Here is an 11,134-nt window from a genome sequence, read left to right on the forward strand (position 1 = left end):
CCCTCCGAAAGGGCGGGCGGAAGCCCTCGATGTGAAGTCGGTCACGTACTGCCGACCAGTGGGAAAACGGTGCCGATCAGCCGTACGTATCGCCCGGACCGGTACTGCCGGGGGCGCGCAGCGGCCCGTAACGGCGAGCCGGGCCACCGGGGCCCTGCACCTTGATCAGCTGCACCGTGCCGTGGCCCAGGTCCTCGTTGAGGCGCGCGACCAGCGTGGGCGCGAGCAACCGGAGGTTCGTCGCCCAGGCCGTCGAGTCACAGCGCACGGTCAGGACCCGCTCGTCCTCGTCGTACCTCTCCGGCACACAGTGCTTGGCCACGTCCTCGCCGACGATCTGCGGCCAGCGGCCCATCACACCGCCCACCGCGGCCGGCGCCTCCCAGCCCCGTTCGGTGATCAGGCGGTTGATCGCGGAACCGAGCGCCATCGGATCGCGGCCGTCGGCGCGCGCGCCGGAGCGCAGACCCCCGCGGCGCGCCTGCTTCTTCTGCTGCGCCGCGTCCCCACGCGCGCGTGCGGCGTCCTTCGCGGCGCGCAACGCCACGCGCGCGAGGTCGACACCGGAGGGCTCGGGGCTCTTGGGCGGCCCGGAGGTCCTGGGGGCGTCGCCGGATGTGTTCTCCGTCATACGCGCTCCACCGTCCCCTCGGACACGGCGAACCGCGTCCCGGACAGCACATGCGGTACGTCGTCGTCGACCGCCGCCGTCACCAGGACCTGCTCGCCCGGGGCCACCAGTTCGGCGAGACGCTCACGCCGACGGGTGTCCAGCTCGGCGAACACGTCGTCGAGCACCAGCACCGGCTCGTTGCCCTCCGCCCGGAGCAGGTCGTAGGACGCCAGCCGCAGCGCCAGTGCGTAGGACCAGGACTCGCCGTGGGAGGCGTAGCCCTTGGCAGGGAGCTGGCCGAGCTTGAGCACCAGGTCGTCCCGGTGCGGCCCGATCAGGGTCACCCCGCGCTCGATCTCCTGCTTGCGGGCCTCCGCGAGCGCGCCCATCAGCTGCTCGAAGAGGTCCTCACGGGTGTGCGCCTCCCCCGGCGCGGACGGCTTGTACTCCAGCGCGACCGGGCCGCCGCCGGGCGCGAGTTGTTCATAGGCCTTGTCGGCCAGCGGCTGGATCGTGGCGATCAGGTCCAGACGCTGGGCGAGCAACTCCGCGCCCGCACGCGCGAGATGCTGGTCCCACACGTCGAGGGTGGACATGTCCATGGTGCGACCACCGTGCCGGCGGGCCAACGCCGCCGACTTCAGCAGGGTGTTGCGCTGCTTGAGGACCCGGTCGTAGTCGGAGCGGACCCCGGCCATGCGCGGAGAACGCGCTGTGATCAACTCGTCGAGGAAACGCCGCCGCTCCCCGGGGTCACCCTTGATCAGGGCGAGATCCTCCGGCGCGAACAGCACGGTCCGTACGATCCCCAGCACGTCACGCGGCCTGACCTGCGAGGACCTGTTGATGCGGGCCCGGTTGGCACGCCCCGGGTTCAGCTCCAGCTCGACCAGCTGCTGCCGCTCCCCCTGCCGGACCTGCGCCCGGATGATCGCGCGCTCGGCGCCCATGCGGACCAGGGGGGCGTCGGAGGAGACCCGGTGGCTGCCGAGGGTGGCGAGATAGCCGACGGCCTCGACGAGGTTGGTCTTGCCCTGCCCGTTCGGCCCGACGAAGGCCGTCACCCCGGGATCGAGCGGGACCTCGACCCGGGGGTACGAGCGGAAGTCGGCCAGCGACAGATGCGTGACGTGCATGGTCGTTTCGCCGACCTCCCTCGGTGCTCGGTTACTTCTTCTCGACCGCGTGGCCGCCGAACTGGTTCCGCAGCGCCGCGATCATCTTCATCTGGGGCGAGTCCTCCTGGCGGGAGGCGAACCGCGCGAACAGCGACGCGGTGATCGCCGGCAGCGGCACCGCGTTGTCGATCGCCGCCTCCACCGTCCAGCGTCCCTCGCCGGAGTCCTGTGCATAACCCCGGAGCTCGTCCAGGTGCTCGTCCTCGTCGAGCGCGTTGACCGCGAGGTCGAGCAGCCAGGAGCGGATGACCGTGCCCTCCTGCCAGGAGCGGAAGACCTCCCGGACGTCGGTCACGGAGTCGACCTTCTCCAGGAGCTCCCAGCCCTCGGCGTAGGCCTGCATCATCGCGTACTCGATGCCGTTGTGGACCATCTTCGCGAAGTGGCCCGCGCCGACCTTGCCGGCGTGCACCGAGCCGGAGTCGCCCTCCGGCTTGAGGGCGTCGAAGACCGGCTGCACCTTGGCGACGTGCTCCTTGTCACCGCCGTACATCAGCGCGTAGCCGTTCTCCAGGCCCCAGACGCCGCCGGAGACACCGCAGTCGACGAAGCCGACGCCCTTGGCCGCCAGCTCCTCGGAGTGCTTCACGTCGTCGGTCCAGCGGGAGTTGCCGCCGTCCACCACGACGTCACCGGGCTCCAAGAGCTCTGCGAGCTGGTCGATCGTGGTCTGCGTGGCCTCACCGGCCGGGACCATCACCCAGATCACGCGAGGCCCGCTGAGCTTGCCCACAAGCTCTTCCAGGCTGTGGACATCGGCGAGGTCCGGGTTGCGGTCGTATCCGAGGACGGTGTGACCTGCGCGGCGGATCCGCTCGCGCATGTTGCCGCCCATCTTGCCGAGGCCGACGAGACCGAGCTCCATCAGTTGTTTTCCTTAGGTTCTGCGACGTGGCGTGGCGGCACGTGTGTACCGCGCGGCACTTTCGTACCCGCGTCCGAGCCTAAACCCGGACGCTCGCGCACATCTGTGGGCATACGCGCTCAGTCGTACGCCCTCACCTGCGACTTTGTCCTCAGCCTGTGGACAGCCGCCGACGATCACCGGCGCCTCGGACGGGCTCAGCCGCTGAGGCGCACCGGCATGATCAGGTACTTGTAGGCGTCGTCCGCCTCGGCGTCCAGCGCGGGCTTGCCGCTGAGCAGCGCGGGCTTCGTGGACGTCGTGAACGACAGCTGGGCCACCGGGGAGTCGATGGCGCTCAGGCCGTCCAGCAGGAACGTGGGGTTGAAGGCGATCGAGATGTCGTCGCCCTCCAGCTGGGCGTCCACCCTTTCCACAGCCTGTGCGTCGTCGCTGGAGCCCGCCTCCAGGATGAGCACGCCCTGCTCGAAGCTCAGCCGCACCGGGGTGTTGCGCTCGGCGACCAGGGCCACACGCTTGACGGCCTCCACGAAGGGGGCGGTCTCGATGACGGCGACGCTGTTGAACTCCGTCGGGAACAGCGTGCGGTACTTCGGGAGGTCGCCCTCCAGCAGGCGGGTCGTCGTACGGCGGCCGGCACCCTCGAAACCGATCAGGCCCTCGCCGGAACCCGAGCCGGACAGCGCCAGGATCACCTGGTCGCCGCTGGTCAGGGCCTTGGCGGTGTCCAGGAGCGTCTTGGCTGGCACCAGGGCGACCGCGGAGGCCTCCGGGTTCTCCGGCTTCCACAGGAACTCGCGGACCGCGAAGCGGTAGCGGTCGGTGGACGCCAGCGTGACGGTGTCGCCCTCGATCTCGATGCGGACACCCGTGAGCACGGGCAGCGTGTCGTCACGGCCGGCCGCGATGGCGACCTGGGAGGCGGCGGAGGCGAAGACCTCGCCGGGGACCGTGCCCGTCGCGTTCGGCATCTGCGGCAGGGCCGGGTACTCCTCCACAGGCAGGGTGTGGAGTGTGAACCGGGACGAGCCGCAGACCACGGTCGCCCGTACACCGTCTGTGGAAATCTCCACCGGCCGGTTGGGGAGCGCGCGGCAGATGTCCGCGAGCAGGCGGCCCGAGACCAGGACCGTGCCCTCCTCGTCGACCTCGGCCTCCACCGACACGCGCGCCGAGACCTCGTAGTCGAAGCTCGACAGGCTCAGCTGGCCTTCCTCGGCCTTCAGCAGCAGGCCGGCGAGGACAGGCGCCGGCGGACGGGCCGGGAGGCTGCGTGCCGCCCAGGCCACTGCCTCCGCGAGTACGTCGCGTTCCACCCGGATCTTCACTGTTGCCGCCTCCTGCTGTTGCCGGCGCTTCTCGCTCTGCCTGGCCCTCGTCGTCTGTCTCGGTGTCGACGGTCCCTGTGAGGGGGAGGACACCGGGGACCAGTCTGACGCACCGCACTGACAGTAGGTGCCTCTCGGGGTCAAGTCGTGACGAGGGGCAGCCGGGCACCGAAGAGCGAGTTGTGCACAGGGCCCCCTTCGAAACGGATTCCCAGCTCTCTCTAGTCGGGAGTAGTAGTAGGGGCTGTGGATACCGTGGATAACCTCGTTTGCCCAGCTCAGGGCGCGAATTTTGTCCACGGGTCCTGTGGGTGGAGGCGGTGGACAACCGGGCACATCTGTGGAGAACAGAAAGTTCTGCACACGCCATGCACAGGGGGAGGTGAGTTCTCCCCAGCGCCGTCCCCAGCTTTACCCACCTTTCCCACAGCCCAACCCGGCACCTTTGTGTGACGCCTTTCACTCGACCCGGTGAGGAGGCGCGTCGCGTTGCCGAACAGTGGACAGGCATGTGGAGAAGCGACGGTTTGCTGGGGACAACTCTCCCCAGCCTGTGGGTGGCCGGTGGACAACTCGGTGCACAGCCTGTGGATCATCTCGTTGTCCACAGTCTGTGGAGATCCTTCGTCCACGAATCCACAAGCACCTGAGCTGGTCTGATGGTCTATCAACAGTGGCTGCTGTGGACGCGATCTGGACAACTTCCCGGTCCCCAGGATGTGGACGGCAGAAAGTCCACGAATCTGTGGAGGGAGGCCGTAACTCCGCAGCTATTCGAACAGTGGGTTGCGATCAGGTGCCGGGCGGTGGGGTGTCGTCGCGCCGGCCCAGGGGCTCCGGTGCATGAAAAAGGGCGCCCCCCGAAGCCTCAGGGGGCGCCCTCGGCGGTGTGTACCGCTGTCGCCGTCAGCCGTTCTTGATGCGGTTGGTCAGCTCGGTGACCTGGTTGTAGATGGAGCGGCGCTCGGCCATCAGATTGCGGATCTTGCGGTCCGCGTGCATCACCGTGGTGTGGTCGCGGCCGCCGAACAGCGCGCCGATCTTCGGCAGCGACAGGTCCGTCAGCTCACGGCACAGGTACATGGCGATCTGCCGGGCGGTGACGAGGGCGCGGCCGCGCGAGGTCCCGCACAGGTCCTCGACGGTCAGCCCGAAGTAGTCCGCCGTCGCGCCCATGATGGCCGTCGACGTGATCTCGGGCGCGGAATCGTCGCCACCGGGGATGAGGTCCTTGAGGACGATCTCCGTCAGGCCCAGGTCCACCGGCTGCCGGTTGAGCGACGCGAACGCCGTGACCCGGATCAGGGCGCCTTCCAGCTCGCGGATGTTGCGCGAGATCCGGGACGCGATGAACTCCAGCACCTCCGGCGGCGCGTTCAGCTGCTCCTGCACCGCCTTCTTGCGCAGGATCGCGATCCGGGTTTCCAGCTCGGGCGGCTGGACGTCCGTGATCAGACCCCACTCGAAACGGTTCCGCAGCCGGTCCTCCAGCGTCACCAGCTGTTTCGGCGGCCGGTCGGAGGACAGCACGATCTGCTTGTTGGCGTTGTGGAGTGTGTTGAAGGTGTGGAAGAACTCCTCCTGCGTCGACTCCTTGTCCGCCAGGAACTGGATGTCGTCGACGAGCAGGATGTCCATCTCGCGGTACCGCTTGCGGAAGCTGTCGCCCTTGCCGTCGCGGATGGAGTTGATGAACTCGTTGGTGAACTCCTCCGAGCTCACGTACCGCACCCGCGTGCCCGGGTAGAGGCTGCGCGCGTAGTGCCCGATCGCGTGCAGCAGGTGCGTCTTGCCGAGCCCGGACTCCCCGTAGATGAACAAGGGGTTGTACGCCTTCGCCGGTGCCTCGGCCACAGCGACCGCGGCCGCGTGGGCGAAGCGGTTGGAGGCGCCGATCACGAACGTGTCGAAGAGGTACTTCGGGTTCAGACGCGCGGTGGGCTCACCGGGGCCGGTCGCCGGCGCGGGCTGGGCGGCCAGGGGGCCGGGCGCGCCCGTCGTCGGCAGGTTCGGGCCGACCGGGCCACCCCGGTGCACGTGCCCGGAGCCGGCCGGCGGCTCGGGCAGCTCCCGGCGCACCGGGTCGCGCTGGTCGTAGTCGGGGCGTGGCACCTCGTAGTCGGAGCGCGGCTGCTCGTAGGAGGGGCGCTCCATGGGCTGCGGGCGGTAGTCCTGCGCGGAGGAGCCGTAGGAGTCCTGCGGGGTGTACGAGTCCGGGGAGCCGTAGGAGTCCTGGGAGCCGTAAGGGTCCTGTCCGGGTGATGCGTACGGGTCACGCTCGGGGAATCCGAGGCGCTGCTGCTGCCAGCCGTACTCGTCCTGCTGCGGCGGCCGGGGCCAGGCGCCCGGCTCGGGGCGCTGGTACTCGGACGGGTACGCGGGACGGGCCGTGGGAAGGTGATCTGCGCGCTGATCTGCGCGCGTAGGCGGAAGCTGGTCACCGGCCGGTCCGGGCAGCTGGTCGGCGCGGTGGCGGCCGTACCCCTCGTAGCCGTCGCGGTCCTGGCGGTCGTAGGAGTCACGGTCGGGGCGGTCGTAACCGTCGCGGTCGGGCCGGTCGTATCCGTCACGTTCCGGCCGGTCGTATCCGTCCCGGTCCTGACGGTCGTAGGCGTCGCGCTCGGGGCGGTCGTATCCGTCGCGGTCCTGGCGTGCGGCCGGGAGCTCGGGCTCCTCGTAGCGCGGCTGGGAGCGGGCCGGGGGCGCCGGTGCGGCGGGGGGCTCGCCCGCGGAGTCGTCGACGGTGATCGCGATCCGGATCGGGCGGCCGCACTCGCGGCTCAGTGTCTCGCTGACGACCGGCGCCAGCCGGCCCTCCAGGACGCCCTTGGCGAATTCGTTCGGCACGGCGAGCAGGGCGGTGTCCGCGACCAGCGCGAGGGGCTGGCAGCGCCGGATCCAGTGCTCGTCCTTCCCTTCGACCCCTTGGCCGCGGCCCTCCCCGAGGAGCTGCTCCAATACGCGTGGCCACACTGCGGCAAGATCGGCAGGTACGTCAGCCACAGGGCACGCTCTCTCACAGGTCCCACGAACGTGTGGTTCTGGGACGGCTCGGGATGTAAATCGGGTGGGGCAGGGATAAGGGAACGAATCGGAGTTCCGTCACGGTAGTCAGGGCGGCCGGTAGGGTTCAAGTTGTTGTCCCCAGCCTGTGGACAAGTGTCTCCCGGCGACTCCTGGTTTGACCGGATGGCGTAGCCGCGCGTACCGTAACCAGGTCGAGTTGTCGATGGCTGCTGCCGCCTGCCTCCGATGGGCACAGATCATTTGGGTGATCGGTCAGCGGTGCACTCGGGCGTAACTGCGAGCTACTCGTGGGCGCACGGTGACAGCCAGGACGGCACCCCGCAACCACCGATTCTTTCTGGAGCCCCCGAGTGAGCAAGCGCACCTTCCAGCCGAACAACCGTCGTCGCGCGAAGACCCACGGCTTCCGGCTGCGTATGCGCACCCGTGCCGGCCGCGCGATTCTCGCGTCCCGCCGTAGCAAGGGTCGCGCCCGTCTGTCCGCCTGATTCCGATCAGGTCATGACGTCGTGCTGCCCACCGAGAACCGGCTGAGGCGGCGCGAGGACTTCGCGACCGCGGTACGGCGAGGCCGTCGGGCAGGACGCCCGCACCTCGTCGTCCACCTTCGAAGCGGTGCCACGGACCCGCATGCGCCTGGGGAGAGCGCTCCCCCGACGCGTGCGGGTTTCGTCGTGAGCAAAGCAGTGGGTGGTGCGGTCGTGCGCAACAAGGTGAAGCGCAGGCTTCGCCACCTGATGCGCGAGCGAGTCGCCCAGCTGCCCCCCGGTAGCCTGGTAGTCGTACGAGCGCTGCCCGGATCGGGCGACGCCGACCATGCACAGCTGGCCCGAGACCTGGATGCCGCTCTCCAGCGGTTGCTGGGAGGGGGCGCGCGATGAAGTACCCGCTGCTGGCTCTGATCAAGCTCTACCAGTGGACGATCAGTCCGCTGCTCGGGCCGGTCTGCAAGTACTACCCGTCGTGCTCCCACTACGGCTACACGGCCATCGACCGGCATGGTGCCGTCAAGGGAACGGCACTCACGGCATGGCGCATCCTGCGGTGCAATCCGTGGTCGCTGGGCGGTGTGGACCATGTCCCGCCGCGCAAGCGTCCGCGGTGGCACGAAATGCTGCGTAACGCGTGGCGTGCACGCAAGGGCGGGCCCTCCGCCGCCGGACCGGCCACCGAGGGACAGACTTCTCCTACAAGTCCGTCGAGTCCTTCGAGCCCGGCCGCAGAGACACCGTCCCATGCCCAAGGAGCATGATTAGTGGACACGATTGCCAGCCTCTTCAGCTTCATCACCACACCCGTCTCCTGGGTCATCGTCCAGTTCCACACGGTGTACGGCGCCATCTTCGGCCCTGACACCGGCTGGGCCTGGGGCCTGTCGATCGTGTCCCTGGTGATCCTGATCCGCATCTGCCTGATCCCGCTCTTCGTGAAGCAGATCAAGGCCACTCGGGCGATGCAGACGCTCCAGCCCGAGATGAAGAAGATCCAGGAGCGCTACAAGAACGACAAGCAGCGTCAGTCCGAAGAGATGATGAAGCTGTACAAGGAGACGGGCACCAACCCGCTCTCCTCGTGCCTTCCCATCCTGGCGCAGTCCCCGTTCTTCTTCGCTCTGTACCACGTGCTCAACAGCATCGCGTCGAACGACACCATCGGTGTGATCAACGAGAACCTGCTGCAGAGCGCCCAGAAGGCACACATCGTCGGCGCGCCCCTGGCGGTGAAGTTCACCGACAGCTCGTCGAAGGTGGAAGCGCTCGGTGCCTCGCTCACCGACGTGCGCGTGGTCACCGCCGTCATGATCGTCCTGATGTCGGCGTCGCAGTTCTTCACCCAGCGCCAGCTGATGACGAAGAACGTCGACACCACGGTGAAGACGCCGTTCATGCAGCAGCAGAAGATGCTGATGTACGTCTTCCCCGTCATGTTCGCCGTCTTCGGCATCAACTTCCCCGTCGGTGTCCTGGTCTACTGGCTGACCACCAACGTGTGGACCATGGGTCAGCAGATGTACGTCATCCGCAACAACCCGACCCCGGGCTCCAAGGCCCAGGCCGAGTACCTGGAGCGCCTGACCAAGTACGTCACGCAGCACAACAAGGTCGGCAAGCGTCGCGACCGGGCCGTCGTCAAGGCCATCGTGGCCAAGGGGCGCGACCGCAACGAGTTCGAGCGGAAGTTCATCAACGGCCTGAGCAAGGCCAGCCTCGCCGCCCAGGCCGACGGCACCGTGATCAAGAGCGACACCGCGGCAGCGGCCGAGGACGGTACGCCGATCACCGCCACCGGTGCTCCGAAGCGCCAGCAGCCGAAGCGGCAGAGCAAGTCGCAGCGTCAGCACGGCGGAGCCACCGGCGCCAAGGCGGCTGGTGAGAGCGAGCCGAAGACGTCGCTGACCAAGTCCGACGAGCCCGAGGACGCCCAGCCCGCCGCCGCTGCCAAGAAGGGCGGCGCGAAGCCCGCCGGCGGTACCCGCAGCAAGGCCCAGTCCGGACAGCGCAAGGGTCCGCAGCGGCCCAAGTCCCCGTCCAAGAAGTAAGAAGGAGTCCATCCCGTGACGGAAGGCACCACCTCCGCCGCTGCCGAGGGTGCAGACACCCTGACTCGCCTGGAGCAGGAAGGCGAGATCGCGGCGGACTACCTGGAGGGTCTGCTCGACATCGCCGACCTCGACGGCGATATCGACATGGACGTCGAGGCCGACCGCGCCTCCGTCTCGATCATCAGCGACGCGGGCGGCCGTGATCTGCAGAAGCTGGTCGGCCGTGACGGCGAGGTGCTGGAGGCGCTCCAGGAGCTCACTCGTCTGGCCGTGCACCGGGAGACCGGTGACCGCAGCCGCCTGATGCTGGACATCGCCGGCTACCGGGCGCAGAAGCGCTCGGAGCTGTCCGAGCTGGGCGCCAAGGCCGCAGCGGAAGCCAAGAGCAGCGGCGAGGCCGTCAAGCTGAAGCCGATGACGCCCTTCGAGCGCAAGGTCGTGCACGACGCGGTCAAGGCCGCGGGTCTGCGCAGCGAGTCCGAGGGCGAGGAGCCGCAGCGCTTCGTCGTCGTGCTGCCCGCCTGATCGGCCCCTACGTTCTCCGGCCCCGTCTGTTGCGCAGGCGGGGCCGAATTTTGTCAGCCTGATAGTTCTGGTGGTTCTGATGTCGGCGCCGGGTGCGCTGACGCGGTACGGAAGGACGGTCCCCCGTGACGGAGGCAGCGGAGCTTCCCCCCGCGCCCGAGCAGGCGCGCGAGGTGTTCGGTGATCGCTTCGCCGATGCGGTGCGGTACGCCGAGCTGCTCGCTGAGGCGGGCGTGAAGCGCGGTCTCATCGGCCCGCGGGAGGTGCCCCGCCTGTGGGAGCGGCACCTGCTGAACTGCGCGGTGCTCTCGGAGGTCGTGCCTGACGGCGTGACGGTGTGCGATGTCGGCTCCGGGGCCGGTCTTCCCGGCATTCCGCTGGCGCTGGTGCGCACCGACCTGAAGATCACCCTCCTGGAGCCGCTGCTGCGGCGCACCAACTTCCTCACCGAAGTCGTGGAGCTGCTCGGCCTCGACCATGTGACCGTCATGCGCGGCCGGGCCGAAGAGGTGATGGGAAAGATCCAACCGGTCCATGTCGTGACGGCCCGGGCCGTGGCGCCGCTCGACCGGCTCGCCACCTGGGGTGTCCCGCTGCTGAGGCCGTACGGGGAGATGCTCGCGCTCAAGGGCGACACCGCGGAGGAGGAGCTGAAGAGCGCGTCGACCGCGCTCAGCAAGCTGGGGGCGGTGGAGACCTCCATCCTGCATGTGGGTGAGGGCGTGGTGGATCCGATGTCCACCGTCGTGCGGGTCGAGGTCGGGGAGAGCCCCGGTGGTGTGCGCTTCGCCGCGAAGCGCGCCAAGGCGGCTCGCACAGGTCGGACGCGCCGACGACGCTGATCCGTCCTGACGACGAGACGTACTCCACACAAGCTGCCAAACCGATGCAAGCCGGAGTGTCGCGGCAGTCCGGCCTCGGCTGCTGTGCATCGTGTTTCACGTGAAACGTCGCTCACTGCTGCACGGCATCATCAGTCGTGGCCGCGCCGCGGCCGAACCCCGCGACCGCAAGCCTCTTGGTTCACTCGATGAGGGACCTGAGGTATCCACAGAG

General features: G+C 68.7%; 11 protein-coding genes. 6 read left to right on the forward strand and 5 right to left on the reverse strand.

All coding sequences use genetic code 11. The features are described from left to right. Positions 1-76: 76 nt before the first annotated feature. The 5 genes from GTY56_RS10180 to dnaA all read right to left on the reverse strand — a co-directional run bounded on the left by GTY56_RS10180 (position 77) and on the right by dnaA (position 6,987). Positions 77-631, reverse strand: a complete 555-nt coding sequence (locus GTY56_RS10180) for a DciA family protein (protein WP_161364639.1) — start codon at positions 629-631, stop codon at positions 77-79. After that, complete coding sequence (gene recF / locus GTY56_RS10185; RefSeq protein WP_161364641.1) at positions 628-1,749, reverse strand: DNA replication/repair protein RecF; 1,122 nt, start codon at positions 1,747-1,749, stop codon at positions 628-630. The genes GTY56_RS10180 and recF overlap by 4 nt, the downstream gene beginning before the upstream one ends. 31 nt (positions 1,750-1,780) lie before the next feature. After that, positions 1,781-2,656 (reverse strand): phosphogluconate dehydrogenase (NAD(+)-dependent, decarboxylating), encoded by an 876-nt coding sequence (gnd, locus tag GTY56_RS10190; protein WP_161364644.1) that lies wholly within the window; start codon positions 2,654-2,656, stop codon positions 1,781-1,783. Positions 2,657-2,853: 197 nt separating this feature from the next. Beyond that, positions 2,854-3,984 carry a DNA polymerase III subunit beta gene (gene dnaN / locus GTY56_RS10195; protein WP_033309904.1) on the reverse strand — a complete coding sequence of 377 codons (1,131 nt, stop codon included), beginning with the start codon at positions 3,982-3,984 and terminating at the stop codon, positions 2,854-2,856. 906 nt (positions 3,985-4,890) lie between these two features. Continuing rightward, the gene (dnaA, locus tag GTY56_RS10200) at positions 4,891-6,987 is read right to left on the reverse strand and encodes a chromosomal replication initiator protein DnaA (protein WP_161364646.1); all 2,097 of its coding nucleotides are present in this window, start codon (positions 6,985-6,987) and stop codon (positions 4,891-4,893) included. Between the two features lie 374 nt (positions 6,988-7,361). Between dnaA and rpmH the strand changes: the two genes are divergently transcribed. From rpmH to rsmG, 6 genes are all read left to right on the forward strand, one after another. Next, complete coding sequence (gene rpmH, locus GTY56_RS10205) at positions 7,362-7,499, forward strand: 50S ribosomal protein L34 (protein WP_003956500.1); 138 nt, start codon at positions 7,362-7,364, stop codon at positions 7,497-7,499. 21 nt (positions 7,500-7,520) lie between these two features. Next, positions 7,521-7,892, forward strand: coding sequence for a ribonuclease P protein component (gene rnpA / locus GTY56_RS10210; RefSeq protein WP_078625383.1), 372 nt, complete (start codon positions 7,521-7,523; stop codon positions 7,890-7,892). Continuing rightward, the gene (gene yidD / locus GTY56_RS10215) at positions 7,889-8,263 is read left to right on the forward strand and encodes a membrane protein insertion efficiency factor YidD (protein ID WP_161364648.1); all 375 of its coding nucleotides are present in this window, start codon (positions 7,889-7,891) and stop codon (positions 8,261-8,263) included. Before rnpA ends, yidD begins: the two co-directional genes overlap by 4 nt. 3 nt (positions 8,264-8,266) lie before the next feature. Next, the gene (yidC, locus tag GTY56_RS10220) at positions 8,267-9,550 is read left to right on the forward strand and encodes a membrane protein insertase YidC (protein ID WP_161364650.1); all 1,284 of its coding nucleotides are present in this window, start codon (positions 8,267-8,269) and stop codon (positions 9,548-9,550) included. Between the two features lie 15 nt (positions 9,551-9,565). Beyond that, a complete protein-coding gene (locus tag GTY56_RS10225; protein WP_033309900.1) occupies positions 9,566-10,078 on the forward strand; it encodes a Jag family protein in 513 nt (170 codons plus the stop codon). A 125-nt stretch (positions 10,079-10,203) separates the two neighbouring features. Further along, positions 10,204-10,920, forward strand: coding sequence for a 16S rRNA (guanine(527)-N(7))-methyltransferase RsmG (gene rsmG / locus GTY56_RS10230; protein WP_161364653.1), 717 nt, complete (start codon positions 10,204-10,206; stop codon positions 10,918-10,920). The last annotated feature ends 214 nt before the right edge of the window (positions 10,921-11,134 follow it).

Origin of the sequence: Streptomyces sp. SID5643 (genome assembly GCF_009872555.1) — a bacterium.
Taxonomy (GTDB): Bacteria; Actinomycetota; Actinomycetes; order Streptomycetales; family Streptomycetaceae; genus Streptomyces; species Streptomyces iakyrus.